Below are 25992 nucleotides of genomic sequence, written 5' to 3'. Positions count from 1 at the left end.
CAGATGGCCGGGGCGGTACCCCTGCCCGGGTCCCGGACACCCGATTCGGGGCAGCGGTCGAGCGATCACCCGGACGGCCCAGGCCGCCGCCACGAGGCGGCCGAACGGGTGGCCCGCGGGAAGATCCGGGTCGGTTTCGGCCGAGGTGACACGGGTAGTGACGCGGAGGACGAAGGGGGACCGCATGGGCGTGCGGACGTGGCTCGGGTCGATCGGGGCCTCGACGCCGTTGGGGGCCTGGCCGGTGTACCGGCAGCTGACCGGCACCGACCCGCTCGGCCGGGGGGCCGCGGCGCAGTCGCCGAAGCACGTCGGCCTGCGACCGCGGACGGCCTCCGCGGACCGCGTGGCCGGCTCGGTGTGTCCCTTCTGCGCGGTCGGGTGCGCGCAGAAGGTCTACGTGCGCGACGAGGAGGTCGTGCAGATCGAGGGCGACCCGGACTCGCCGATCTCGCGCGGTCGCCTGTGCCCCAAGGGTTCCGCGAGCCTCCAGCTCGTGACCGGCCCGCAGCGCCTGGACAAGGTCCGCTACCGCGCCCCGTACGCCACCGAGTGGAGCGAGCTGGACCTGCACGAGGCGATGGAGATGATCGCCGACCGGGTCGTCGCGGCACGCGAGCGCGGCTGGCAGGAGCGCGACGCGCAGGGCAGGCGGCTGAACCGGACCGTCGGGCTCGCGGCCCTCGGCGGCGCCACCCTGGACAACGAGGAGAACTACCTCCTCAAGAAGCTGTTCACGGCCATGGGCGCGATCCAGATCGAGAACCAGGCCCGTATTTGACACTCCGCCACCGTCCCCGGTCTGGGGACCTCCTTCGGTCGCGGCGGCGCGACGGACTACCAGCAGGACCTCGCGAACTCCGACTGCATCATCATCATGGGCTCGAACATGGCCGAGGCCCATCCGGTCGGGTTCCAGTGGGTGATGGAGGCGAAGGCGCGCGGCGCCCGCGTCATCCACATCGACCCGCGCTTCACCCGGACCAGCGCGGTCGCGGACACCTACGTCCCGATCCGCGCGGGCTCGGACATCGCCTTCCTCGGCGGCGTGATCCGGTACGTCCTGGACAACGACCTGGACTTCCGCGAGTACGTCGCGGCGTACACGAACGCGTCGTTCCTGGTCCGGGAGGACTTCGCCGACACCGAGGACCTCGACGGGCTGTTCTCCGGCTACGACCCGGACACCGGCACCTACGAGCGCGACAGCTGGTTCTACGAGGGCGCCGAGCCCGCGGAGAGCACACCGGACGGCGACTCGGCCGAGGCCAAGGAGCAGACCGAGCCCATGCAGGCCGGCGCGAGCGGCGCCGGTGTCTCCGGGGCGGCGGACGACATCACGAAGGACCCGACGCTGCAGCACCCCCGGTGCGTCTTCCAGGTCCTGAAGCGGCACTTCGCCCGCTACACGCCCGAGATGGTGGAGCGGGTCTGCGGCACCCCGCAGGAGGAGTTCCTCGAGGTCTGCCGCGCCTGGACGGCCCACTCGAACCGTGACCGGACCACCGCGCTGGTCTACAGCGTGGGCTGGACGCAGCACAGCGTGGGCGCGCAGTACATCCGCGCGGGCGCGATCCTCCAGCTGCTGCTGGGCAACATCGGCCGGCCCGGCGGCGGCGTGTTCGCGCTGCGCGGGCACGCGAGCATCCAGGGCTCCACGGACATCCCGACGCTGTTCAACCTGCTGCCGGGATACCTGGCGATGCCGAACGTGTCCCACACCGACCTGGAGGCGTGGATCGCCGACCAGCGGACGGGCGGGCACAAGGGCTACGGCTACGACGTCGACGCCTACCTGGTCTCCCTGCTCAAGGAGTACTTCGGCGACGCGGCCACCCCGGAGAACGACTTCGGCTTCGGCTGGCTGCCGCGGATCGACGGCGACCACGGCACCTACCGCACCGTGATGGACATGATCGACGGGACGGTGTCCGGCTACTTCGTGCTCGGCCAGAACCCCGCCGTCGGCTCGGCGCACGGCAAGCTCCAGCGGCTCGGGATGGCCAACCTGGACTGGCTGGTCGTGCGGGACCTCAACGAGATCGAGACGGCGACCTTCTGGCGGGACTCGCCCGAGATCGAGACCGGCGAGATCGTGCCCGAGCGGTGCCGCACCGAGGTGTTCCTCATGCCGGCGGCGTCGCACGTGGAGAAGGAGGGCACGTTCACCCAGACCCAGCGGATGCTGCAGTGGCGCACCAAGGCCGTGGAGCCGACCGGCGACCGGCGCTCCGAGCTGTGGTTCGCCTACCACCTGGGCCGGCTGGTGCGGGAGCGGCTGGCAGGGTCCGCACAGGAGCGCGACGAGCCGATCCTGAACCTGGCGTGGGACTACGTCACCGACGGAGAAGGCGTCTGGGTCGAGCCGTCGGCCGACGACGTCCTGCGCCGGATCAACGGCCACGACCTCGCCACCGGCGACCTGTTGCCGGGCTACCTCGGGCTCAGGGCCGACGGCAGCACCTCGTGCGGCTGCTGGATCTACAGCGGGGTCTACGCCGAGGGCGTCAACCAGGCCGCGCGGCGCAAGCCCCACACCGAGCAGGGGCCCTACGACGCCGAGTGGGGCTGGACCTGGCCGATGAACCGGCGCGTGCTCTACAACCGGGCCTCCGCGGACCCGGAGGGCCGGCCGTGGAGCGAGCGGAAGAAGCTCGTCTGGTGGGACGTGGACGAGGGCGCGTGGACGGGGCACGACGTCGCCGACTTCCCACGGAGCACGCCGCCGGGGCACCGGCCGCCGGAGGGCGCGACGGGGCCCGAGGCCCTGTCCGGCGACGACCCGTTCATCATGCAGCCCGACGGGAAGGCCTGGCTGTTCGCGCCGCACGGCCTGCTCGACGGGCCGCTGCCGACCCACTACGAGCCGCACGAGTCCCCGGTGCGCAACCCGCTGTACAGGCAGCAGGGCAACCCGACGCGCAAGGTGTACGGCAGGCCGGACAACCCGTCGAACCCCGCGCCGCCCGAGCACGGGTCCGAGGTGTTCCCGTACGTCCTCACCGCGGCGCGGCTGACCGAGCACCACACCGCGGGCGGGATGAGCCGGCAGCTGCCGTACCTGTCGGAGCTGCAGCCCGCGCTGTTCGTCGAGGTGTCACCGGAGTTGGCCCGCGAGCGGGGCCTGACGCACCTCGGCGACGCGCACGTCGTCACGAGCCGGGCGGCGGTGCAGGCCCGGGTGGTGGTCACCGACCGGCTGGCGCCGCTGCGGGTCGACGGCCGGGTGGTGCACCAGGTCTGGCTGCCCTACCACTTCGGACACACCGGTCTGGTGTCCGGCGACGTCGTCAACGACCTGTTCGGCGTCGTCCAGGACTCCAACGTGTTCATCCAGGAGAGCAAGGTCGCGACCTGCGACGTCCGCCCCGGTCCGCGCCCGCGCGGACCGGCCCTGAAGGCGCTGCTCGACGAGGTGCGGGCCGCCGCCGGGATCACCGTGGAGACGGGGACCCGGATCGCCACGGCGCACGGCGTCGCGCACACCGAGGAGGGGTCATGAACCGGCTGTACGGGCCGCTCGACGACGTGGCGGGCGAGGCCGGGCACGTGGAGCACCCGCCGCGCGTCGGCTTCTTCACCGACACCTCCGTGTGCATCGGCTGCAAGGCCTGCGAGGTGGCCTGCAAGGAGTGGAACGCCGTCCCCGAGGACGGCCTCGACCTGCTCGGCATGTCCTTCGACAACACCGGGATGCTCGGCGCGGACTCGTGGCGGCACGTCGCGTTCGTCGAGCAGCCGCGGGTGACGGGACGCCAGGACCCGGGATTCGCGGGCCTGCCCACCGGGCCGACCGGGATACCGGAGACCGCGGGGGCGGTCGAGGCGCGGCTGGAGGCGGCGCCGCGCGGCGGATCGGAGCTGGGGACGGAGCCGCTGCCGCCGGGACGGCCGGAGCCGCAGGCGCTGGGGATGCCCGGCTTCGACCGGCCGGGCGACCTCACCGGGGCCGAGGGCCGGACCGACTTCCGGTGGCTGATGGCGTCGGACGTCTGCAAGCACTGCACGCACGCCGGGTGCCTCGACGTCTGCCCGACCGGGGCGCTGTTCCGCACCGAGTTCGGCACCGTCGTGGTGCAGCAGGACATCTGCAACGGCTGCGGGTACTGCGTGTCCGGCTGCCCGTACGGGGTGATCGACCGGCGGCAGCACGACGGCCGCGCCAACAAGTGCACGCTCTGCTACGACCGCATCGGCGACGGCCTCGAACCCGCCTGCGCCAAGGCATGCCCGACCGACTCGATCCAGTTCGGCGAGCTCGACGAGCTGCGCGAGCGCGCCGACCGCCGGCTCGCCCAGCTGCACGACCTCGGGGTGGGCGAGGCGCGGCTGTACGGCCGGGACCCGGACGACGGCGTGGGCGGCGACGGCGCCTTCTTCCTGCTGCTCGACGAGCCCGAGGTGTACGGCCTGCCGCCGGACCCGCACGTCCCGACCCGGGACGGGCCGGCGATGTGGAAGCGGGCGGGCCAGGCCGCGGCGGCGTTCCTGCTGGCGGGCGTGGCGGCCTTCGTGGCGGGGGGTCGGCGGTGACCGGCCCCGAGCCCGCCGAGCTGCCCAGCGACGCGGGCGGCGGTGCCGCCCGGTCCGCGGAGATGTTCCAGGGGATCCGGCGGCGGCGCGGCGGTCGACACGGTGGTCGGCGCGGTGGTGGCGAGCCGACGGTCGTCCCCGAGGCGGAGTTCCGGTCCTACTACGGGCGGCCCGTGCTCAAGGCGCCGGTGTGGGAGTGGAAGATCGCCGCCTACCTGTTCTGCGGCGGGCTGGCCGCCGGGTCGTCGGTGGTCGCCGCGGGTGCGGACCTCACCGGCCGGCCCGCGCTGCGGCGTTCGAGCCGGCTCGGGTCGCTGGGCGCGCTGCTGGCCAGCCTGTACTTCCTGGTGTCGGACCTGGGGCGGCCCGAGCGCTTCCACCACATGCTGCGGGTGCTCAAGCCGACCTCGCCGATGAGCGTGGGGACGTGGATCCTCAGTGCGTTCGGCGCGGGCGCGGGAGCCGCCGCGGTCGACGAGCTGGTGCCGCGCCGGTGGCGTCGCACCTGGCCCGCCCGGCTGCTGCGCTGGCTGGCCCGGCCGCTCGGGCTGAGCGCGGCCGCGACGGCGCCCGGGGTGGCGTCGTACACCGCGGTCCTGTTGTCGCACACCGCCGTTCCCGGGTGGAACGAGGTGCGGGACGAGCTGCCGTTCGTCTTCGTCGGGTCCGCGGCGGCCAGCGGCGGCGGGTTCGGGATGCTCTGCGCGCCGGTCGCGGAGGCGGGCCCGGCGCGGGCGTTCGCCGCGGTCGGGGCGGCTGGCGAGATCGTGGCGTCGCGGGTGATGGAGCACCGGCTCGGGCTGGTCGGCGAGGTGTACCGGGAGGGTCACGTCGCGCGGCTGCGGCACGCCTCGGAGGCGCTGACGGCGGCGGGCCTGGCCGGGACGCTGCTCGTCGCCCACCGGAGCCGGGTCGGCGCCGCCGCCTCGGGCCTGGCGCTGCTCGCGGGCAGCGCGCTGCAGCGCTTCGGGGTGTTCGAGGCGGGCGTGGCGTCCACCAAGGACCCGAAGTACGTCGTGGTGCCGCAGCGGGAGCGGCTCGACGCCAGGGACAGCCGCCCCTGACGCCCCGCAGTACGGCTCCGTCACGCGCTCGGAAGCGGCGCCGGCGCGCGTCATGGATCCATGACGCGTTCGCGGGCGGTGCTGGCGCGTCATGGAGCCATGGTGCTCGGCGGTCCGGCGGTCAGAGGGACCGCAGGGCGGCGTCGAGGTTCGGGTATCGGCTCATCCGTCTGACGAGCTGCTGCGCGGCGAGCGGGAGGCGCCCGGCGACCGCGTCGAACCCGACGACGTGCAGGCCCATCCCGTGCCGCTGCGCGGTGCTGGTCGCGCGGGCCAGCGTCTCGACGGCGGCGCCGGTGGCGGAGTCGACGGCGGTCAGGTCGAGGACGATGTGCCGCGTCGTCGCGCGGCTGACGTCGCGGAGCCGGATCCGGGCGTCGACCAGGCGCAGCAGGCGGGTGCCCACGATCTGGTCGAGCGCTCCTTCGACGGCGATGACGTGTACGTCCGCCCGCGGGCCGGAGATCGCCAGCCGGCCGGGCCGGATCGGGGCGGCAACACTCACAACTGCTCCTTTCTCGTGCCTGCCCGTCGCGTTCCCGGTGCGGTGATCGTTCATGCCTCGGACCGGCTTCCGCGACGAACCCGGTTCGCGGTCTCGTCGAGACACCCGAGTTGCCGGATCGGCAACGAAACTTGCCGCCTTGTCCGCACGTCGCGCACCCTCGCCCCCGGAGGTGGTCGAGATGGCCGAGGAACTGGGAACGGGTCACGACGTGGTGGTCGTCGGCGGCGGCGCGGCGGGTCTGAACGGCGCGTTGATGCTGGCGCGGGCGCGGCGGTCCGTGGTGGTGATCGACGGCGGCGAGCCCCGCAACGCGCCGGCGTCGGGCGTGCACGGGCTGCTGGGCCGGGAGGGGGTGTCCCCGGCTGAGCTGCTGGAGCGGGGCCGGGCGGAGGTGCGCGGGTACGGGGGCGAGGTCGTGGCCGGTGAGGTCGCCGCGGTGACCCGGGACGGCACGGGATTCCGGGTGGTACTGGCGGACGGCCGGACCACCCGCGCCCGGCGGCTGCTCGTCACGACCGGGCTGGTCGACGAGCTGCCCGACGTCCGGGGGCTGCGGGAGCGGTGGGGCCGCGACGTCCTGCACTGCCCCTACTGCCACGGCTGGGAGGTGCGGGACCGGGCGATCGGCGTGCTGGCGACCGGCCCGATGTCGGTGCACCAGGTGCTGCTGTTCCGGCAGTGGAGCGCGGACGTCACGTTCTTCACCCACACCTCGGCGCCGCTCACGGACGAGGTGGCGGAGCAGCTGGCCGCCCGCGACATCGCCGTCGTCGAGGGCCCGGTGGAGTCGCTGGACGTCGTCGACGACCGGCTCGTCGGGGTGCGTCTCGCCGACGGCCGGAGCGTCCCGCGCGAGGCGCTCGCCCTGGCGACCCGGATGGTCGCGCGGGCGGGATTCCTCGGGTCGCTGGGCCTGCACGCCGGCGAGCACCCCAGCGGGATGGGGGAGCACCTGCGGACCGACCCGGCGGGGCGGACCGACGTGCCCGGCGTGTGGGCGGCGGGCAACGTCGCCGACCCGTCCGCGCAGGTCGGGGCGGCCGCGGCGGCAGGGGCGTACGCAGCGGCACAGATCAACGCGGACCTGGTCGTCGAGGAGACCCGCGCGGCGGTCGACGCCCGTCGGGACCCCTTCTCGGCGGGGTCCGAGGAGCGCGTCACCGCGCTGGTCGCGGGGGACCGGCGACACGGCCTCTGACGGTCTCTTGTGACCGAGGTCACCAAAGGCCAAGTAAGGGCTTTCGGCCCCTGCCGCACGGTCGGTCGGGAACGAGAATCCCCGACGTGCCGGAGTCCTCCACCGCCGTGTCCGACGGCAGAGCCGATCTCGTCGAGATCGACCGTGCCGAGTGCCTGCGGCTCCTGGCGACCGCCGACCTCGGACGGGTGATCTACACGGAGGGGGCCATGCCCGCTGCCCACCCCGTCACCTACGTGCTCGACGGCGAGGAGATCGTCTTCCGCTCCGCGGGCGGGCCGACGCTGGTCGCCGCGACCCGCGGGGCCGTCGTCGCCTTCCAGGTGGACCGGATCGACGCCGACGACCACACGGGCTGGAGCGTGCTCGGCATCGGGCAGGCCTACGAGGTGACCGACCGCTCCCGGCTGTCCGCGCTGGTCCGGCTGCTGCACTCGCCCTGGCCCCCGAGCCGGGGCGGGCACACGATCAGCATGCCGCTCGCCCGCCTCACCGGTCGCCGGCTGATCGCCCGCTGACCGTCGCCCCCCGCCCCGGCGGATCTCCCCGGATCCGGTGTCGCCTCCGTCACCGCGGCACGGGAGGATGTCCGCATGACCGAACCCGAACGGGTGGCCGCGGGCCCGTTCGACGACGAGCCCGCGGGCTCCGTCCGGCTCGACCAGGTGCCGGAAGGGGTCGTCCTCGCCGTCGCCGGAGCCCTCGACCTCTCGCTCGCGCCCAAGGTGCAGCGCACGGTGGAGCGCGCCGCGCGGCTGCGCCCGGCGCTGCTCGTGATCGACCTGACCGAGGTGACCTTCCTGGCGTCCGCCGGCATGGCCGAGCTCGTCCGGGCCAACCGGCAGCTGCGCGGGGAGGTCCCGGTCCGCGTCGTCGCGGCCGGTCGGCTCGTCCTGCGCCCGCTGGAGCTCACCCGGCTCACGGACGAGCTCACGATCCACCCCACCCTCGCCGACGCCCTCGCCGCCGGATGAGTCGCCGATGATCGACGAGCGGGACGGGACCGCCGGGGCGAGCCCCGGGTCCGACGCGCTGCTGGCCGCCCTGGCGTCGGCGTTCACCGGCCCCGACGGGCGTCCCGTGCCCGTCGAGCGGCTCGCGCTCACCGCCGGCCAGCTCGCCGGCCTGTGCCCGGTGGACGGCGCGGGCGTGCTGGTCCCCGACGAGGCGCAGCTCACCGCGCTGCTCCCGGGCGCCACGGCAGCGCTCGTCGTCCTCGACGGGGACGGCACGGAGAACGCGGACGGCAGCGACGCCGTCGCCCTGGTGACCCGGGTCGCGGTCGGCCGGTCGCACCTGCTCGCGGCCGAGGCCGTCGCCGCGGCGACGGGCAGGCTCCGCCGCGCGATGGGTGCCCTGCGCACCGAGGCCGCGGTGATCGACGCGCTGCACTCGGTGGGCCGCCGGCTGACCGCGCAGCTCGACATCGGCCGCATCGTCCAGGAGGCCACCGACGCGGCGACCACGGCCGTCGGCGCGGCGTTCGGCGCGTTCTTCTACAACCTGGTCAACCAGTTCGGCGAGTCCTACACGCTCTACACGCTGTCCGGCGTGCCGCGGGAGGCGTTCTCGCGCTTCCCGATGCCGCGCAACACGGAGGTGTTCGCGCCGACCTTCGACGGCCGGGGCACCCTCCGCAGCGACGACATCACCGCCGACGCGCGCTTCGGCCGCAACGCCCCGTACCACGGCATGCCCGAGGGCCACCTGCCCGTGCGCAGCTACCTCGCGGTGTCGGTGATCAGCCCGACGAGCGGCGAGGTGCTCGGCGGCTTCTTCTTCGGCCACCCCGAGCCGGGCCGGTTCACCGGGCGCCACGAGTACGTGGCCGAGGGCATCGCGGGCTACTCGGCGATCGCGCTGGACAACGCCCGGATGTTCGAGCGGGAGCGCGACTTCACCCGCGAGCTCTCGCGCAGCATGCTGCCCGAGACCCCCACGGTCCCCGGGCTGGAGCTGGTCACCCGGTACCTGCCCGCGGTCACCGGGCCGAAGATCGGCGGCGACTGGTTCGACGTCATCCGGCTCCCGTCCGGCGCGACCGCCTTCGTGATCGGCGACGTCGTGGGGCACGGGGTCACCGCCGCCACCGTCATGGGGCAGGTCCGCACCGCGATCCGCTCCTACGCCCTGCTCGGCCTGGCGCCGTCGGAGGTGCTGCGGCACGTCTCGGCCCTGCTCGACAGCTTCGCCGAATCGACCTTCGTCACGTGCTTCTACGCGGTCCAGACACCCGACGACGGCCTGGTCTACGCCAGCGCCGGGCACCTGCCGGCCCTGCTGCTCCGCACGGACGGCACGATCGAGCAGCTCGGCGAGGCGATGGCCCAGCCGCTCGGCGTCGGGTCCGAGTTCTCAGAGCGCACGGCGGAGTTCCGGCCCGGCGACGACCTGTTCCTCTACACGGACGGCCTGGTCGAGAGCCGCAGCCGGGACGTCACCGAGGGCCTGGAGTGGCTGCTCGAGGCGGTCGCCGCACTGCCGCGGCCGGTCACCGGCGAGGCGTGCGACGAGCTCGTGGCGCAGCTGACCGGCGGGACGCACGACGACGACGTGGCCCTGATCTACGTGCACCGCACCGGGGAGTCCGGGTGAGGCAGACCCGCAGCGGCGAGGACCGGCCGTCCGGCACCGCCGACACCGCGGCCGCGTCCTCGGACTTCCACGTCCGCCTGTGGGCGACGGCGGAGCGCTGGTCGGGCTGCGCCGGTCGCTGGCCCGCTGGGCGGCCGGGACCGGGCTGCCGGAGGAGCGGCAGGAGGACGTCGTGCTCGCCGCGTACGAGGCGATGGCGAACTCCGCCGAGCACGCCTACCCGGCGGGGGAGGGTGGCCCGGTCGAGGTCACGGCCCGGTGCGGGGCGGACGAGCTGACCGTCGTCGTGACGGACGAGGGCCGCTGGAGGACGCCGGACCCGCACGAGACCCTGCGCGGGCGGGGCCGGCCGCTCATCGGCGTGCTGGCCGACGCCAGCGCCACCGTGCACCGCGAGGACGGCACCACGGTCATGATCAGCTGGCGGCTCGCGCCGGCCTGAGCGCGGCCCGGCGGTCCCGCGCCCACCACTCGGCGCCGAGCAGCACCATCAGCGCGAGCTCGACCGGCAGGCCGCCGTAGTACAGCAGCTCCGCACCCGCCCGGGCCTGCTCGGCCGGGATCCCCGGCGGCGGGGTGGCGTAGAGCGTCTTCGCGAGGACGTCGTGCGCGGCGACGACGGCGACCAGCACCGCCGCGCGGAGGCCGAGACGCGCCCGGTGCGGCGTCGGGTCCGGGCTCACCAGCGCGGCGGCGAACAACGTGCCGGCCACCAGCATGTGGATCGCGACCAGCGCGTGCACGGCCGGGTCCGCCGCCGCGTGCAGGCCCGTCCGGAACATCACCCACAACCCGCCGACGTCGAGCAGGGCGGCGACGACGGGGTGGCCGGCCAGGCGGACCGGCCCCGACCGCAGCACCCCGGCCAGCCGGCGGGCCCGGACCACCGGCAGCGTCCGCAGCGCGAGCGTGACCGGCGCGGCCCGTACGAGGAGCAGCGGCGCGAGCATGCCGAGCAGGAGGTGCCCGAGGACGTGGAGCCGCAGGTCGCCGTGCCCGGTCAGCGGGGCACCGACCACGGCGGCCGCGACCCCGCCGAGCCAGCACGCCGTCCGTCCGGCAGGCCACGGGCGCCCGAGGACCGCCGCGAGGTACACCCCCGCGACGACGGCGCCGACCGGCCCCGCGAGCTCGTGCCCGCTCACGCGCGCCGCGTCCGGGCCAGCAGCACGAGGCCCACGACGAGCAGGACGGCGGCGAGGACGTTCCACACGACGTCGTAGACCAGCACGTCGGGCACGTACCGGATCTGGTGCAGGCCCAGCAGCTTGTGCTGGACCAGCCCGTCGTAGAGCTGGAAGGCGCCGCCGCCCGCCAGCGCCCCGCCGACCACGCGCAGCGGCCGGACCTCGCGGTCCCGGCGCAGCGCCGCGAGCAGGAACAGCGCGGCGACGGTGGCGAACCAGCTGAAGGCGTGGAAGATCCCGTCCGACACCAGGCCGGCCGCCGAGCTCGCCCGGTCGTAGAAGTGGTGCCAGTGCAAGAGCTGGTGGAACACGGTCTCGTCGACGAACGCCACCGCGCCGAGCCCCAGCAGCACCCCCGCGAGCGCGTTGCGCCGGCCCGCCCGCCGCGTGACCGCGCGGTCCGTCCCCGTCGACCCCACCATCGCGTGCTCCCTCCCTCGCCCGGGGGCACTACCCGGCATCGCCGGCCGGACACGTGACGCCTGGATTGGTTCGCGCGGACGCGGGTACGGCGCCCGGGTGGACGATCACCCGCACGCGGACCGACCCGTGTCCACCACCACCGAGACCGGCTCGCCCTGGCTGGCCGACCACGCCGGTGTCCGCTACACGGGGCCGACGACCGAGCGGCACTTCGACGTGCTCGTCCTCGGTGCCGGCATCACCGGGCTGACCGCGGCCTACCTGTTGAAGGAGCGGGGCGCGCGGGTCGCCGTCGTCGAGGCGGACCGGGTGGCCTCCGGCGCGACCGGCAACAACACCGCCAAGGTGACGGCGCTGCAGGCCACGATGCTGTCGCGGATCCGGTCGGCCCGCGGCGCGGAGGCGGCGGCCTACTACGCCGAGCACAGCCTGCGCGGCGTCGAGCTGGTGGCGGCCACGGTGGAGGAGCTGGGCGTCGACTGCGATCTGCGGCGCCGGGAGGCCTGCACGGTCGCGGCGGACCGCTCCGAGCTGCGGTCGGTGGAGAAGGAGTTCGAGGCCGCGCGGGCCGCCGGGCTGCCGGTGGAGTGGACCGAGGAGACCGACCTGCCCTTCCCGGTCGCGGGCGCGGTCCGGCTGCCGGGCCAGGTCGAGCTGCACCCGGTCCGGTACGCCCGCGCGCTGGCCGCGGCCGTGCACGGCGGCGGCTCGGCGGTGTTCGAGCGCACCCGCGCGACCGCGCTCACCGAGGACGACCCGGTCCGCGTCGGGACGACCCGGGGGGTGCTGACCGGCGACCGGGTCGTCGTCGCGACGCATTACCCGGTCTGGGACCGCGGGGTCTACTTCGCGCGGATGGAGGCGGTGCGGGCCTACTGCGTGGCCGCGCGGGTCCGCGGCGGCCCGCCGCGCTCGATGTCGATCACCGCGGGTTCGCCGAGCTGGTCGTTCCGCTCGCTCGGCGACCAGGTGATCCTCTGCGGCCAGGACCACCCGGCGGGTGAGCGGGGCGTCGACCCGGGCCGCTACGGCGTGCTCGAGGACTTCCTGGGCCGCCACTTCGCCGTCGAACGGGTCACCCACCGCTGGTCGGCGCAGGACGCCCTGCCCTACGACCACACCCCGATGGTCGGCACCTACACCCCGGTCTCGTCGCGGGTGTTCGTCGCCGCGGGCTACTCGAAGTGGGGGCTCTCCGGCGGCAGCATGGCGGCGGCCCTGCTCACGGAGCAGCTCGCGGGCGGACCCGGCTCCCCGGTGCTCACCCCGCACCGCGTCAGCCCGCGGGCGCTGCCCACCCTGGCCCGCACGAACGCCAAGGTCGCGCTCGACCTCGTCGGTGACCGGCTGCGGCCGGGGGAGGCCGGGTCGGCGGCCGCGATCCCCGCGGGGGAGGGGCGGATCGTCCGCTCGGGCACCGACCGCACCGGCGTCTACCGCGACCCCGACGGCGGCTTGCACGCCGTCTCGGTGCGCTGCACCCATCTCGGCTGCCTGCTGCGGTTCAACGGCGCCGAGCGCAGCTGGGACTGCCCGTGCCACGGCTCACGGTTCGACGTCGACGGCGCGGTCCTGGAGGGCCCCGCCGTCCGCCCCCTCGAACGCCGGCCGGTGCCGGGCGCCCGGGGCGCCGGCGACCGGCGCGCCTAGACTCCGATGGTGCGACCCGCCGAGAGCGGAGCGGCCACGGACACCGGCACCCACACGACCCGTGACCGGCTCCGCCGGATCCAGACGCTCACCGACACCGAGCTCGCCCGGCTCGGGGTCGACGAGATGCTGGCCGAGGTGCTCGAGCGCGTCCGGGACCTGCTCGAGGTCGACACCGTGGCCGTGCTGCTGCTCGACCCCTCGTCCACCTTCCTCGTCGCCACCGCCACCCGCGGGCTGGAGGAGGAGACCAGCCAGGGCGTGCGGATCCCGATCGGCCGGGGCTTCGCCGGCCGGATCGCGGCGGAGCGGCGCCCCGTGATCATCGACGAGGTCGACCACTCCAACGTCCTCAACCCGATCCTGCGGGAGAAGGGCATCCGGTCCCTGCTCGGCGTCCCGCTGCTCGTCGCGGGGGACGTGATCGGCGTGCTGCACGTCGGCGTGCTGGTCCCACGCGCGTTCACCTCCGAGGACGCCGAGCTGCTGCAGCTGGCGGCGGACCGCATCGCGCTGGCCACGCAGGCCCGGATGACCCAGGCGGAGCGGACGGCCGCGGCGGCCCTGCAGCGCAGCCTGCTGCCCGGTCAGCTGCCGGTCGTGCCGGGGCTGGAGCTCGCCGCGCGGTACGTGCCCGGCGACGGCGGCGAGGTCGGCGGCGACTGGTACGACGTGTTCGACCTCCCGTCGGGACGGCTGTGCGTGGTGGTGGGCGACGTCGTCGGGCGCGGGCTGCAGGCGTCCGTCGCGATGGGCCGGTTGCGCAGCGCCGTGCGCGCCTACGCCCTGCTCACCGAGGACCCGGCGGAGCTGCTGCGCAAGCTCGACGTGCAGGTCCAGCACTTCGAGCGGGACGTCATGGCGACCGTGCTGTGCGCGGTCGTGGAGGTCGACCAGAGCGTGGCCTGGGTGGCCTCGGCCGGGCACCCGCCGCCGGTCCGCGGCCTGACCGGCAGGTCCGGCGAGCTGATGCAGGTGGAGCCCGACCCGCCGATCGGGCTGACGCCGGTCCGCCGCCGGCACGCCCACGCCGTCGACCTGCCCGTCGGGTCCTGCCTGGTCCTCTACACGGACGGCCTGGTGGAGCGCCGCAACGAGTCGCTCGACGTCGGGCTGGCGCGACTCACCGAGGCGGTGCGGCCCGGGCCCGCCGAGCAGCTCTGCGCGCGGATCATGGGTCGGCTCATCGGCAGCCGGACGTCCGCGGACGACGTCGCGCTGCTGGTCGTGGCCCGCCCGGGCGACAACGGGACGGCGCCGCTGCGGCTGACCGAGCCGGCCGAGCCGCGGTCGCTGCGGTCCGTGCGGCAGTCCCTGCGGGCCTACCTCGGCTCGGTCGGGGCCACCCCGGAGGAGATCTCGGACCTGGTCCTGGCGATCGGCGAGGCGTGCGCCAACGTCGTCGAGCACGCCTACGGGCCGGGCGGCGGCCTGCTCGAGGTGCACCTCGAGATGCACGGACGGCGGGTGAGCGCGACCATCCGCGACACTGGTGCGTGGCGCGAGGCGCGCGGGGTCAACCGCGGGCGCGGGACCGCCCTGATGCACGGGCTCGTCGACGAGGTCCACGTCGACCGCGACGCGACCGGCACCCGCGTCGTGCTGGAGAAGGTACTGAGGAGCGGCTCGTGACCGAGGTGACCGTCGACGCGCGCGAGCCCGAGCCCGGCCGCTGGGAGATCGCCGTCGCGGGCGAGGTCGACCTGGAGAACGCGGCGACCGTCGAGCAGCGCCTGCAGGACGTGATCACCAACCGGGCCCGGTCGGTGGTGCTGGACCTGGGCGGGCTGACCTACCTCGACAGCGCCGGGCTGCGCGCGTTGTTCACCCTCGCGCACCGCCTCGAGCTGCTGCAGGTGAGGCTCGAGATCGTGCTGCCCGCGGACTCGCCGGTCCGCAAGGCCGTGCTGCTCGTGGGGCTGGGCGAGATCGTCCCCATCCGCGAGCGCTGATCTGGAACGGTCCAGTGGACGGGACGCTTGCGCGCCACCAAACCTGTAGTGCAGGATGCAGATATCCCGATCGGAGCTTGGAGGTTCCGGTCGGAGCGCATCGCCACAGTGCCGGACCGGAAGGAGCGACCCGCGATGCTGATGCGTACCGACCCGTTCCGCGAGTTCGACCGCCTCGCCCAGCAGGCCCTCGGAACGGCCGCCGGGACGTGGTCCCGCCCCGCCGCCATGCCCATGGACGCCTACCGCCGCGGGGACGAGTTCGTCGTCGAGTTCGACCTCCCCGGCGTCGACCCCTCGGCGATCGAGCTGTCCGTGGAGCGCAACGTGCTCACCGTCAAGGCCGAGCGCCGCCCGACGCTGCGCGACGAGCACGTCGAGATGCAGGTGTCCGAGCGGCCCCTCGGCGTCTACTCGCGCCAGCTTTTCCTCGGCGACACGCTCGACACCGAGCACGTGCACGCCGACTACCACTCCGGGGTTCTGACCCTCCGCATCCCTGTCGCGGAGAGGGCCAAGCCGCGTACCATCGCCATCTCCACCGCGAACGATCCGGGGCGCCGCGAGATCGACGCCTGACCGTCCGTCCGACCGGGCCACCCGGGCCCGGCCGGCCCTCCTCGGAGCAGAACGCAGGTGAGGCCCGATGAGCGCACGCGACCTCGGCGGGCCGCCCGCCGCGCGCGGGCGCGCCGGGATCCCCCACGCCCTGCCCCGGGAGCGCTCGCCGCCCCGTCGCCGCCGCACCGCGCGGGTGCCGCATGCACCCGCGCGGTCGCGGACCCCGCGACCTCCCGTGCCCCTCCCTCCGCCCGCCACGCGGAGCCCCGCCGCACCCCAGGAGCCCCCGTGAGCCTCGCCTCCGTCTGGCTGCAGCTGCACGACGGCAGCCTCGTCCGAGCCGACCAGGCCACCGAGATCAGCGTGCACCCGACCCCGGCGCTGTCCGGGAAGCCGGCCCACTGGCTGCTCACCGTCTCCGTCCCCGTGTCCGTGGGCAGCGGCGACCGCGGGGGCTGGCGGACCGAACAGCTGCACCGCACGCTGACCCAGACCTCCGCTCCGCCGACGGACGCGCCACTGGCCCTGGCCCGGCTGCTCGCCCGGCTCGACGCGGCCGACGCCGCCGGTGTCGTCCGTGCCGACACCTCGCACGTGCGGCACAAGCCGCACCCCGACCACACGCTCGCCGCCGGCGGTGTCCGCTTCGGCTTCACCGCCTTCACCGGCGCGGAACCCGGCACCGCGCTCGACGGCGTCGTCACCCCGGACGACCCGAACGAGCTCGCGGCGGACCGGTCCCGCCGGGCCGCACTCGCGGGGAGCGGCGCCGGGCCCCGCTGACCGGTCCGTCCCCGCCCACCGTCGTCGTCCCGCACCGGCCGGACGGTAGCCGCCACGGGGCACCGGACGGTCGACGAACCTTCACCGTCCACGACGACCGAGAGGAGGTCACACACAGCGGAGACACACGCAGAAGAAATCGGATCACCCACCGGGCCGGGCGACGGGAGCACGGCGCTGCGGACGCACGCCGTCACACCACCTCCTGCCGCCCGGCCCCCGACATGCGAGGTCGCCCGGCGCCCGACATCCGGGGGAGTGGCCGGCCCGGGCCCGGGTACCAGGCCCGGATGGATCCCGCTCCCGGCACCGGCGGCTCGTCGCTGACCTTCGTCGGCACCGCGACGACGCTGCAGCGGCTCGGCCCCTTCACCGTCCTCACCGACCCGAACTTCCTGCACCGCGGCGAGCGGGCGTACCTGGGCCACGGCCTCAGCAGCAGGCGGCGAACGGAACCGGCGCTCGGCCCCGAGGACCTGCCGCCGCTCGACGCCGTGGTCCTGTCACACCTGCACGGCGACCACTTCGACCGGCGCGCGCGGCGCGATCTGCCGCGATCCGTGCCGATCGTGACCACTCCGCATGCCGAGCGACGCCTGCGCCGGCAGGGTTTCGCCGCGGCCGAGGGGCTCCGGACCTGGCAGAGCTGGGAGACCTCACGCGGCGACGAGGTGCTGCGGGTGACGGCGGTGCCCGGGCAGCACGGTCCGGCGCTGGTGCACCGGGCCCTCCCGCCGGTCATGGGCGCGGTGCTGGAGCTCGAACGCGCCGGTCGCACTGTCCTGCGGCTCTACCAGACCGGCGACACGCTGATGCGTCCGTTCCTGCACCGCGTCCACGAGCGCTTCGGCCCGCCCGACGTCCTCGTCGCGCACCTGGGCGGCACGCGGGTCGCCGGGGTCCTCGTGACGATGGATGCGCGGCAGGGCGCGGACCTCGTGGAGGCGTTCCGGCCCGGCACCACGATCCCGGTGCACTACGACGACTACGACGTCTTCCGGTCCCCGCTCAGCCACTTCACGCAGGAGCTGTACGACCGCGGGCTCTCGGCGGGGCTGCGGGTGCTGCACCGGGGTGAGACCACGCAGCTGGAGCCGGCCGCGCGGGTCGTGCCCGGCTGATGTCGTCGGCCGGCGGCGCGACGGGTGGCCGGTCGTCGAGCAGCCCCCGCCGGAGCTCGGCGAGGGTCCGCGAGAGCAGCCGGGAGACGTGCATCTGCGAGATGCCGACCCGTTCCGCGATCTGCGTCTGGGTCATCTCGCCGAAGAAGCGCAGCATGAGGATCGTGCGTTCGCGCTCGGGGAGCCGGTCGAGCAGCGGGCGCAGCGCGTCGCGGTACTCGACGAGGTCGAGCTCGCGGTCCAGCTCGCCGAGCCGGTCGGCCAGCGGGCTGTCGCCTTCCTCGTCGCCCGCGACGGCGTCGAGCGAACCGGCGTTCTGGTTCGCCTGGGCGTCGAGGGCCTCGATGACCTCTTCGACCCCGGCGCCGAGGTGCGCGGCCAGCTCGCTCGGCTTCGGCGCCCGGCCGAGCTGCTGGGACAGCGGCCCCGTGGCGCGGCGGATGGCCACGCCGAGGTCCTTGAGCCGCCGCGGCACCCGCATGCTCCAGGTACGGTCGCGGAAGTAGCGCAGGATCTCCCCGCGCACGCACGGGATGAGGTAGCCGAGGAACTCGCCCTGGGCGCGCTCGGGGTCCCAGCGGTCGATCGCCGAGATGAGCCCCACCGTCGCGACCTGCACCAGGTCGTCGAGCCCGCCGGGATAGCCGCGGCTGTGCTTCTTCGCCAGGTGCCGGGCCACCGGCAGGAACCCGAGGACCAACTCGTCGCGCAGCGCGCGCCGCCGGGGATCGGCCGGGTCCAGCTCCGCGTAGGCGTAGAGGCCGGGCATCAGATCGACGTACTCGCTGTCCGGCGGCACCTCGGTGATGTCGTCCGTGGTGTCGGCGGTGGTGACGGTGGTGTCGTCGGTCGTGGTGTCGGCGGCGGTGATGATGATGTCGCCGGTGACGGTGTCGGTGGTGCTGGCAGGGCGCTCCGCGTCGCCGGTCCCGCCGGCGGGCGGCGTCCTGAGCCCGGCCGTCACCGGGCGCCTCCGGCGCGCGGGCGCTGCGCCGAGACGGGTCGGTCGAGTCGGGGCCCGACGGTCACGTGGGGCGCTCCCTCCGTCGTGGACGTGCTGATCGACGGGCGGACTGTTTCACCCCGGCGCCGGGACGCCGCTCCGGACGCTACCCGCGCGGATGATCGGGCGCAGGGTGGGAGCGGGGTGGACGGCCGGTCTACGCCCGGTCGGGGGGTGGGACGTGCGGCCACAGACAGGCGGCGGGCAGCGCATTGCGGGCCCGCATCTGTGCCGGAGCGGGTACGACCGTTGCACACCCGCTCCGGCCGCCACCTCCGCTCGTGCCCTCTCACGCGCGCTCCGACCCGTCAGCGTCGGTCGGCTCGTCGCACACCCGGCCCGCCCCTCGGCCTCGGTCGGGTCGTCGCACACCCGGTCCAGCTGACTGCCACACCCGGCTAAAGCCCGCACACCCGGTCCGGTCAGCTGTCACACCCGAAGGTCTCGTCGCACACCCGGTCGACGGCCTGCGCGACGCACCATCGGGTGTGCCGGCGGGGTTCGACGTGACGCCGCGGCGGGTGGGCCGGCCCGGGTCTCGTCGCACACCCGGTCGACGGCCCGCGCGACGCACCATCGGGTGTGCCGGCGGCGGTTCGACGTGGCGCCGCGGCGGGTGGGCCGGCCCGGGTCTCGTCGCACACCCGGTCTACGGCCTGCGGGACGCTTCAACAGGTGTGCCGGCCCGGCGGCGGTCGGCCGTGGCGCCACACCACCCGCCGCCGCTGTCTTCGTTGCGATTCCTCTCCTGCACGGCGTGCTGCTCGCTTCCCGCTCGCGTCCTTGCACACCCGTTCCGGCCGGGTGCCACATCCGGTGATCTCGTCGCACACCCGGTCAGGTCAGCTGCCACACCTGAACGTCTCGTCGCACACCTTGTCGACGGCCCGCGCGACGCTCCAACGGGTGTGCCGGCCCGGCGGCGGTCGGCCGTGGCGCCACATCACCCGCGCGCCTTCACGTTGCTCGCCTCGGTCGCTGCGCACCAGCCGACGACGCCTGCCACATCCGGAAATGCGCGGCACAGGTCGTCGACGGGGTGTGCTGCGGAGCCGGCGGGTGTGAGAGCGTCGCGACGGGTGTGCGGCGACCCGGCGGGTGTGCGGCGATCCAGCAGGTGGGCCGCTCGCTGCGAGATCGACGCCGCCCTCTTACACCTGGAGGTGCGCCGCACAGGTCGTCGACGGGGTGCGCCGCGGAGCCGGCGGGTGTGCCGCGGCCCCCGGACGGGTGTGCCGCCGGAGCGCAGCTCGCGCACGACTCGTGATGCGCGCCTCGCGGTGTAACGCCCGCACCCCCCACCGACGCTGACACCCCGGTGAGCACGTTCGAATGGTGGGAGGTCGACCTCCGGGTGGACGGCGTACGGGTCGACGGGGTGCGGGTGCGGGCGGCGGAGCCTGCCGAGGGCACGGTGGTCCTTGCGATCGCCGGTGAGATCGACGTCGCGCACGCGGATGCCGTGCGGCGGGCCGCGGAGCCGCGGCTCGGCCGGGGTGTGCGGCTGGTGCTGGATCTGTCGGACCTGACCTATCTCGGCTCGCACGGGATCGCGGTCCTGGCGGATCTCGACGTCGCGGCGCGGGCCCGCTCCGGCGCGCTCGTCGTGGTGACCGGCGCGGAGAACAAGGCGGTGCTACGGCCCGTCGCCCTCACGGCGATGGACCAGGTGCTGCGGCTCGCCCCCACCCTCGACGTCGCGCTCGCCTCCTGAGACCGAGCGTTGCGGCCGAGTCACCCTCGACGTCACGCTCGCGTCCTGAGGCCGAGCGCTGCGGCCGCGTCACCCTCGGCGCCGTGCTCGCGTCCTGAGGCCGAGCGCTGCGGCCGGCGCCCACTCACGATCCGGCGCTCGCGTCTGAGGCAGAGCGCCGCGGCGCGCCCTGCTCTCGACGCCGCGTCCTGGGACCCAGCGCTGCGGCTCGCCTCCACGCGGGCGTCCGAGGCCGAGCGCTCCGGCTCGTCCCCACGCTCGCGCCTGCGGCCCGCCCCCACCGGAGCGAGGGGGCCCCCGCCCCTGAGACCTACCTCCGCGCCTCGACCACGTACGCGGCCATCTCGCCGCGGACCTCGCCGGACCCCAGCAGCGCGGTCATCGTGTCGCCCACCGTGCGGAGCGCGTCCCCCGACCCGTCCCGTTCCGCGATCTGGGCGCGCAGCGGGGTGCCCGTGCAGAACCCTTCCGCCACCGCGGCCGCCGACGGCGCGGTCCCGGTCCGCACCACCCGTTCGACGTCGACGGCGGTGAACCCGGCCTCGCCCAGGTCGGCCCGGATCCGCTCCGGGTCGGTGTAGCCGTGCGGCACCGCCTCGACGAACGACGGCGGGTCGGTCGGGAAGGCCGCGCGCAGGCCGGCGCACAGCGCCTCGGCGAAGGCGTGCGCCTCCACCTCGTCCCACGCGGTGAACAGGAACCGGCCGCCGGGCACGAGCACCCGCCGGACCTCGCCGTACGCCGCCGGGCGGTCCGGGAAGAACATCACCCCGAAGCCGCAGACGACCAGGTCGACCGAGCCGTCGGCGGCCGGTAGGTGCGCGGCGTCGGCCTGCTCCCAGCGCGCCCGGGCCTCCCGGCACGCGCCGTGCCCGACCATCGCCGGGTTGAGGTCGGTGGCGAGCAGGTCGGTGCCGGGCAGCGCGTCGGCGAGGGCCCGGGTGACGACGCCGGTGCCGGCCGCGATCTCGAGTACCCGGCGGGGCGCGGTGGTGGCCGCGCGGGCGGCCAGCTCGGCGGCGAAGGGCGCGAACACGGGCGTCTCCAGCCCGGTCGCGTAGGCCTCGGGCATCGAGTCGACCCACGCGCGGTCCCGTTCGTCCGCCATCGCACGACGGTAGGACGTCCGGTGCTGTCGCGGTTCCGCCGGACGGCCTAGGTCGCCGGCGTTCCTGTGAGCCGGGCCACCGGGTGTTTGCCGCTGCCGTTCCGGTGGGACCCGCCGATCACGAGGGTCGAGACCGACGGCCCGAACCGGCGAGCCGGCCCCCGGGTCGTGGCGTCGTCCGGGTCCCCGTCGGGCGACCCGTACGCTGCCGGCCGCTCCGGCCCGCCCGCCCCCGATCGTGGCAAGGAGCGACGTGACCCTGCACGCCCTGTCCGAGACCGGCCCCGAGCCGGCTCCGCAGCTCACCCGCCCCAGCGAGTACGCCGACGAGATGCCGAGGCTGCGTCGCTTCGCCGCCCTGCCCGAGGGGTCGCCGGAGCGCGCCCGGCTGCGTTCCGAGCTGATCGTGGCGTTCCTGCCGGTGGTGCGGAACCTCGCCAAGCGGCACGGCGCGGGCTACCGCGGCGGCCAGGAGGACCTGGTCCAGGTGGGCACGGTCGGGCTGATCAACGCGATCGACCGGTGGGACCCGGACCGCGCCCAGGGCGAGTTCCTCGGCTTCCTCATTCCCTCGGTCCGCGGCGAGATGCTGCGCTACTTCCGCGACCGCACCTGGTCGGTGCGGGTGCCGCGGCGGCTCAAGGAGCTCAGCGTGGAGATCACGCGGGCCTCCGGGCCGCTCTCGCACCGCCTCGGCCGCGCCCCGAAGCCGAGCGAGCTGGCCCGGCACCTGGGCGTCGACGTCGGCGAGATCGTCGAGGCGCTCACCGCCAAGGCCAACCAGCACACCGCCCCGCTGGAGGCCGTGGCCGGCGACGAGCCCGGCACCGGCGTCGTCGACACCCTCGGCGACCTGGACCGCAACCTCGAGAAGGTGGAGAACCGCGAGGCGCTGCGCCCGTTGATCGCCGAGCTCCCCGAGCGCGAGCGCGGCATCCTCACCATGCGCTTCTTCGGGGACCGGACGCAGACGCAGATCGCCGAGCACTTCGGCATCTCGCAGATGCACGTCTCGCGGCTGCTGGCACGCACCCTGGCGCGACTGCGCGAGGGGTTGACCGAGGAGCGCGGGTGAGCCCGGCACGAACCCGGTGCCGCGCACGCGGTTGGGAATCCGGGCGACCGGCAATCCGGGCGGTGTGGCCGGGATGAGCGACGACAGGGGAGAGCGGGCCCGGGCGGCGGAGACGATGCGGTCGGCACCGGCGCTGCGTGCGGGCTTCGCACTGTGCGAGCTCACGCTGCGCGAGCTGTGGACCGCGCAGGTGGCCCTCGGCGGGATGCTGTCCGAGGACGAGCTGCGCGAGACGCTGGAGCTGCGCCGCGAGCCCACCTGGGCCGAGCACGACGTCGTCGCGGCGGCGCTCAACGAGTGGTTCACCGAGCGCGGCCAGGACCATCCCGTGGCCTACTCCGAGGAGCTGCGGTCCGAGACCCCCGAAGGCCCCTGACGGACGGTTAGGCGCGCGCCCGCGCGGGAACCCGTTCCCCGATCGGGTGACGCGCCCGGACCGACGGACCCCTGGGGAGCGACCATGACCTCGACCGACCGGCCGACAGCGGAGAGCCGGGACGACGCGACGAGCGAGAACGCGCGTCCGCACCCGCGCGAGATGTTCATCCGCTTCCTCCTCGACACCGTGCGCGAGGACCCGTACCCCAGCGGCACCCAGCTCGACCTGATCGAGGAGTCGATCCCGGCGGCGATGGTGCCCGAGTACGTCGAGGTGCTCATCGAGAAGTCGCGCGAGGGCTGCTTCCCGAGCACGGACGTCCTGCGCCGGATCCAGCGGATGTCGGCCGGACCCGGCCCCGCGCCGCGCTGCTGAGCGCCCGGGAGCGTTTGCGCAGGTCCCGGCACTTCGACGCGCGCCCATCCGGAGTATCCCGGTAGCGTCCGGGGTGCTCGCGAGCGAGCCGGGGTGAAGCAGGCCGCCCTCGTCGGATGCAACGGCGGAGGGATCCCTGTGCGCCCCACGACCGTCCCTTCCCCGGCGCGCCCGTGAGCGGCGAGGTGCTCGCCGAGCCCGACGGGCAGGCGACCGCGAGCGAGTACATCGGGCTGATGCCCGCGCTGCACCGGTACGCGTCGCTGCCCGCCGACCACCCGGACCGCGCGCGCCTGCGTGAACAGCTGGCACTGGGCTTCCTGCCGGTCGTGCGGCATGTCGCGGCCCGGCACGCGCGCGGCTACCCGGGCGGGCTCGAGGACCTGGTGCAGGTCGGCACGGTCGGCCTGCTGAGCGCGCTGGACCGATGGGACCCGGAGCTGGCCCGCGGCGAGTTCCTCGGCTACCTCATCCCGTGCGTGCGCGGGGAGATCCTGCGCTACTTCCGGGACCGGACCTGGACGATGCGGGTGCCGCGCCGGCTCAAGGACCTGACGGTGGCGATCCGGCAGATCACCGGTCCGCTCTCGCAGCAGCTGGGGCGCGCCCCGCGGCCGAGCGAGCTCGCCGCGCACCTCGACGCCCCCGTGGACGAGGTGATCGAGGCCCTCGACGCCGAGGCCAACCAGCACTCGGGGTCGCTCGACGCCGTGCTCGGCGAGGACGGCGCCGACAACCCGATCACGAACCGGCTCGGCGGGCTCGACCGCGCGCTCGACCTCGTCGAGTACCGGCACGCGCTGCGGCCGCTGCTGGACCGGCTCCCCGAGCGGGAGCGCACGATCCTGCTGCTCCGGTTCTTCGGCGAGATGACCCAGACGCAGATCGCCGAGCGCATCGGGATCTCGCAGATGCACGTGTCGCGACTGCTCTCCCGCACCCTGCAGTGGCTGCGGGACGAGCTGCTCGACGACGCCGTCGACGTCCCGGGGTGAGCCGGGCCGGCCGCGGTGTCCCCGCGGCCGGCGGCGGGGTCACTCCTTGTTCAGCTTGTCCTGGGCGAGGCCGGCGGCCTTCTCCATGGTGTTGGGCAGCTCGGTGGTGCCGTAGAAGCGGCTGTCCGGGTGCGTGGGCGGCGGCATCGGCACCGACGACGTCGGCCCGTCGTGGTAGGTGAACTCGCCGTTGCCGTCCGGGCTCGGGCCCTTGGCCCAGCGGCCCTCGCCGGCGTGCTTGCCGTCGGAGAAGTTGAGGTACTGGTAGGAGAACTCGGTCGCCTCCTTGCCCTGCGGGAAGTTGCTCGGCACCGGCAGCTTCTCGGCGCCCTCCTCCTTGAGCTCCTCGGCCGCGGCCAGCCACATGTTCTGGTGCATGGTGTCCCGGGCGAGCAGGAACGACAGCAGGTCGCGGATGCCCGTGTCGTCGGTCATGTGGTAGAGCCGCGCGACCTGCAGGCGGCCCTGCATCTCCGCGTTGGCGTTGGCCTGGAAGTCGGCGAGCAGGTTGCCGCTGGCGGTGATGAAGCTGCCCTGCCAGGGGTTGCCGTTGCTGTCGACGGGCCGGGCGCCCGCGCCCGCCACGATCGCGTGCTGGACGTCCGTGCCGCCGATGACCGCGGCGACGGTCGGGTCGTCCTGGACGGCGTCGGAGGTGATGCCCAGCGGCGCCTTCTCCAGCAGCTGGGCGATCATCGTGGCCAGCATCTCGACGTGCCCGATCTCCTCGGAGGCGATGCCGAAGACCAGGTCGCGGTACTTGCCGGGGGTGTGCATGTTCCAGCCCTGGAACATGTACTGCATCGCGACCGTGATCTCCCCGTACTGCCCGCCCAGCACCTCCTGCAGCTTGCGGGCGTAGACCGCGTCGGGCTTCTCGGGGGTGGACCTGAACTGCAACTCCTGACGGTGCAGGAACATGCGTGCTCCTCAGGGACTCCGGTGGCGCCGCCCAGCGGGCGGCGAGAACGCGCGGCGACTGCTCGACCGCGACGACGGCCGGCTCGCTGGCTCGACCGGCGGGCGGCGGATGCCCGGCCCCGGGTGTCGTAAACCGGTCGATTTCGTCGGACGACGTCGGGTTGGTCCCGGGCGGCCGGGGTAGCCGCGGCCTCGGACGCGATCCACCACCACGAGGAGACACCCATGACCGAGACCGTCGCGCGCGACGACGTGCCGGCCGGCGCCGACGTCGTCGACGAGCTGACCCGTGATCACCACGAGGTCCTGGACCTGCTGGAGCGGATCACCGCCACGCGGGACGCGAAGGAGCGCCGCGACCTCGCGGACACCGCGATCGCCGAGGTGGTGCGGCACTCGGTGGCCGAGGAGATGTACGTCTACCCGGCCATGTCCGACGCGCTCGAGCACGGCGGCGAGACCGTCGAGCACGACAAGGAGGAGCACAACAAGCTCGAGCGGATCATGAAGGACCTCGAGGGCGTCGACGGCGACGACGCGCAGTTCGACGTGCTCGTCGGCGACATGACGCGAACCCTGCGCCACCACGCCGAGGACGAGGAGACCCAGCAGTTCCCGATGATGCGCGAGCGCATCCCGCAGGAGACGCTCGTGGAGCTGCGGCGCAAGGTCGAGGCGGCCAAGAAGATCGCGCCGACCCGCCCGCACCCCGACTCGCCGAACGCGGAGCTGTTCCACAAGATGGCGGGACCGGGCGTCGGTCTCGTCGACCGGCTCCGCGACCGGCTCACCGGCCGGTCGACCGGCTGACCCGACGAGCCGCCGGTCCCGCCGGACGTTCCCGACG

Annotated in this window: 26 protein-coding genes; 20 read left to right on the top strand and 6 right to left on the bottom strand. The window is 74.6% G+C overall.

The genetic code is table 11. The features are described from left to right. Positions 1-184 precede the first annotated feature (184 nt). Genes fdh through nrfD form a run of 3 tightly spaced genes read left to right on the top strand, consistent with a single transcriptional unit; the run spans position 185 to position 5597 of the window. Positions 185-3502: a formate dehydrogenase gene (fdh, locus tag ACQP04_RS28000; RefSeq protein WP_433503525.1), complete on the top strand. Its 3318-nt coding sequence runs from the start codon at positions 185-187 to the stop codon at positions 3500-3502. After that, positions 3499-4533 carry a 4Fe-4S dicluster domain-containing protein gene (locus tag ACQP04_RS27995; RefSeq protein ID WP_433503524.1) on the top strand — a complete coding sequence of 345 codons (1035 nt, stop codon included), beginning with the start codon at positions 3499-3501 and terminating at the stop codon, positions 4531-4533. Before fdh ends, ACQP04_RS27995 begins: the two co-directional genes overlap by 4 nt. Further along, entirely contained in the window at positions 4530-5597 is a 1068-nt protein-coding gene (gene nrfD / locus ACQP04_RS27990; RefSeq protein ID WP_433503523.1) for an NrfD/PsrC family molybdoenzyme membrane anchor subunit, read from the top strand. The genes ACQP04_RS27995 and nrfD overlap by 4 nt, the downstream gene beginning before the upstream one ends. A gap of 121 nt (positions 5598-5718) precedes the next feature. On the opposite strand, the gene ACQP04_RS27985 is transcribed toward nrfD, so the two are convergent. After that, positions 5719-6102 carry a hypothetical protein gene (locus ACQP04_RS27985; protein WP_433503522.1) on the bottom strand — a complete coding sequence of 128 codons (384 nt, stop codon included), beginning with the start codon at positions 6100-6102 and terminating at the stop codon, positions 5719-5721. A 181-nt stretch (positions 6103-6283) separates the two neighbouring features. Between ACQP04_RS27985 and ACQP04_RS27980 the strand changes: the two genes are divergently transcribed. The 5 genes from ACQP04_RS27980 (at position 6284) to ACQP04_RS27960 (ending at position 10340) form a co-directional block, all read left to right on the top strand. Further along, a complete protein-coding gene (locus ACQP04_RS27980; protein WP_433503521.1) occupies positions 6284-7303 on the top strand; it encodes an NAD(P)/FAD-dependent oxidoreductase in 1020 nt (339 codons plus the stop codon). A gap of 86 nt (positions 7304-7389) precedes the next feature. Then, positions 7390-7821: a pyridoxamine 5'-phosphate oxidase family protein gene (locus tag ACQP04_RS27975; RefSeq protein WP_433503520.1), complete on the top strand. Its 432-nt coding sequence runs from the start codon at positions 7390-7392 to the stop codon at positions 7819-7821. 75 nt (positions 7822-7896) lie between these two features. Next, complete coding sequence (locus ACQP04_RS27970; protein ID WP_433503519.1) at positions 7897-8277, top strand: STAS domain-containing protein; 381 nt, start codon at positions 7897-7899, stop codon at positions 8275-8277. Positions 8278-8284: 7 nt separating this feature from the next. Continuing rightward, on the top strand, positions 8285-9898 hold the full coding sequence (locus ACQP04_RS27965) for a PP2C family protein-serine/threonine phosphatase (protein ID WP_433503518.1): 1614 nt from the start codon (positions 8285-8287) through the stop codon (positions 9896-9898). A 79-nt stretch (positions 9899-9977) separates the two neighbouring features. Then, on the top strand, positions 9978-10340 hold the full coding sequence (locus ACQP04_RS27960) for an ATP-binding protein (RefSeq protein WP_433503517.1): 363 nt from the start codon (positions 9978-9980) through the stop codon (positions 10338-10340). On the opposite strand, the gene ACQP04_RS27955 is transcribed toward ACQP04_RS27960, so the two are convergent. Together ACQP04_RS27955 and ACQP04_RS27950 are read right to left on the bottom strand one after the other, a co-directional pair. Further along, positions 10315-11043 (bottom strand): cytochrome c oxidase assembly protein, encoded by a 729-nt coding sequence (locus tag ACQP04_RS27955; RefSeq protein WP_433503516.1) that lies wholly within the window; start codon positions 11041-11043, stop codon positions 10315-10317. The genes ACQP04_RS27960 and ACQP04_RS27955 overlap by 26 nt on opposite strands. Next, positions 11040-11507 (bottom strand): DUF2243 domain-containing protein, encoded by a 468-nt coding sequence (locus ACQP04_RS27950; protein ID WP_433503515.1) that lies wholly within the window; start codon positions 11505-11507, stop codon positions 11040-11042. Before ACQP04_RS27950 ends, ACQP04_RS27955 begins: the two co-directional genes overlap by 4 nt. 127 nt (positions 11508-11634) lie before the next feature. Between ACQP04_RS27950 and ACQP04_RS27945 the strand changes: the two genes are divergently transcribed. The 6 genes from ACQP04_RS27945 (at position 11635) to ACQP04_RS27920 (ending at position 17575) form a co-directional block, all read left to right on the top strand. Continuing rightward, positions 11635-13158 carry an FAD-dependent oxidoreductase gene (locus tag ACQP04_RS27945; RefSeq protein ID WP_433503514.1) on the top strand — a complete coding sequence of 508 codons (1524 nt, stop codon included), beginning with the start codon at positions 11635-11637 and terminating at the stop codon, positions 13156-13158. Between the two features lie 9 nt (positions 13159-13167). Further along, on the top strand, positions 13168-14790 hold the full coding sequence (locus ACQP04_RS27940; protein WP_433503513.1) for an ATP-binding SpoIIE family protein phosphatase: 1623 nt from the start codon (positions 13168-13170) through the stop codon (positions 14788-14790). Beyond that, on the top strand, positions 14787-15110 hold the full coding sequence (locus ACQP04_RS27935) for an STAS domain-containing protein (RefSeq protein ID WP_433503512.1): 324 nt from the start codon (positions 14787-14789) through the stop codon (positions 15108-15110). Before ACQP04_RS27940 ends, ACQP04_RS27935 begins: the two co-directional genes overlap by 4 nt. Positions 15111-15245: 135 nt before the next feature. Continuing rightward, positions 15246-15689 carry an Hsp20/alpha crystallin family protein gene (locus tag ACQP04_RS27930; protein WP_433503511.1) on the top strand — a complete coding sequence of 148 codons (444 nt, stop codon included), beginning with the start codon at positions 15246-15248 and terminating at the stop codon, positions 15687-15689. A 270-nt stretch (positions 15690-15959) separates the two neighbouring features. Further along, positions 15960-16454, top strand: a complete 495-nt coding sequence (locus ACQP04_RS27925; protein ID WP_433503510.1) for a hypothetical protein — start codon at positions 15960-15962, stop codon at positions 16452-16454. 290 nt (positions 16455-16744) lie between these two features. Further along, on the top strand, positions 16745-17575 hold the full coding sequence (locus ACQP04_RS27920) for an MBL fold metallo-hydrolase (RefSeq protein WP_433503509.1): 831 nt from the start codon (positions 16745-16747) through the stop codon (positions 17573-17575). On the opposite strand, the gene ACQP04_RS27915 is transcribed toward ACQP04_RS27920, so the two are convergent. Next, the gene (locus tag ACQP04_RS27915; RefSeq protein ID WP_433503508.1) at positions 17472-18539 is read right to left on the bottom strand and encodes a SigB/SigF/SigG family RNA polymerase sigma factor; all 1068 of its coding nucleotides are present in this window, start codon (positions 18537-18539) and stop codon (positions 17472-17474) included. The genes ACQP04_RS27920 and ACQP04_RS27915 overlap by 104 nt on opposite strands. Before the next feature lie 1357 nt (positions 18540-19896). On the opposite strand from ACQP04_RS27915, the gene ACQP04_RS27910 reads away from it, so the two are divergent. Continuing rightward, positions 19897-20292 carry an STAS domain-containing protein gene (locus ACQP04_RS27910; protein ID WP_433503507.1) on the top strand — a complete coding sequence of 132 codons (396 nt, stop codon included), beginning with the start codon at positions 19897-19899 and terminating at the stop codon, positions 20290-20292. 310 nt (positions 20293-20602) lie between these two features. Here ACQP04_RS27910 and ACQP04_RS27905 read toward each other — a convergent pair whose 3' ends face one another. Then, entirely contained in the window at positions 20603-21400 is a 798-nt protein-coding gene (locus tag ACQP04_RS27905) for a class I SAM-dependent methyltransferase (protein WP_433503506.1), read from the bottom strand. Between the two features lie 253 nt (positions 21401-21653). On the opposite strand from ACQP04_RS27905, the gene ACQP04_RS27900 reads away from it, so the two are divergent. From ACQP04_RS27900 to ACQP04_RS27885, 4 genes are all read left to right on the top strand, one after another. Beyond that, on the top strand, positions 21654-22475 hold the full coding sequence (locus ACQP04_RS27900) for a SigB/SigF/SigG family RNA polymerase sigma factor (RefSeq protein WP_433503505.1): 822 nt from the start codon (positions 21654-21656) through the stop codon (positions 22473-22475). Positions 22476-22548: 73 nt separating this feature from the next. Next, entirely contained in the window at positions 22549-22851 is a 303-nt protein-coding gene (locus tag ACQP04_RS27895) for a hypothetical protein (protein ID WP_433503504.1), read from the top strand. 84 nt (positions 22852-22935) lie between these two features. Next, positions 22936-23229 carry a hypothetical protein gene (locus tag ACQP04_RS27890; RefSeq protein WP_433503503.1) on the top strand — a complete coding sequence of 98 codons (294 nt, stop codon included), beginning with the start codon at positions 22936-22938 and terminating at the stop codon, positions 23227-23229. A gap of 173 nt (positions 23230-23402) precedes the next feature. After that, the gene (locus tag ACQP04_RS27885; RefSeq protein ID WP_433503502.1) at positions 23403-24224 is read left to right on the top strand and encodes a SigB/SigF/SigG family RNA polymerase sigma factor; all 822 of its coding nucleotides are present in this window, start codon (positions 23403-23405) and stop codon (positions 24222-24224) included. A gap of 39 nt (positions 24225-24263) precedes the next feature. Here the strand turns inward: ACQP04_RS27885 and ACQP04_RS27880 are convergent, their stop codons facing one another. Then, on the bottom strand, positions 24264-25145 hold the full coding sequence (locus tag ACQP04_RS27880; RefSeq protein ID WP_433503501.1) for a manganese catalase family protein: 882 nt from the start codon (positions 25143-25145) through the stop codon (positions 24264-24266). A gap of 225 nt (positions 25146-25370) precedes the next feature. Between ACQP04_RS27880 and ACQP04_RS27875 the strand changes: the two genes are divergently transcribed. Next, entirely contained in the window at positions 25371-25955 is a 585-nt protein-coding gene (locus tag ACQP04_RS27875) for a hemerythrin domain-containing protein (RefSeq protein ID WP_433503500.1), read from the top strand. Positions 25956-25992 lie beyond the last annotated feature (37 nt).

Source organism: Pseudonocardia halophobica (assembly GCF_050948485.1).
In the GTDB taxonomy this organism is placed as follows: Bacteria; Actinomycetota; Actinomycetes; order Mycobacteriales; family Pseudonocardiaceae; genus Pseudonocardia; species Pseudonocardia halophobica.
This window is presented reverse-complemented; position numbering and strand designations above follow the sequence as displayed.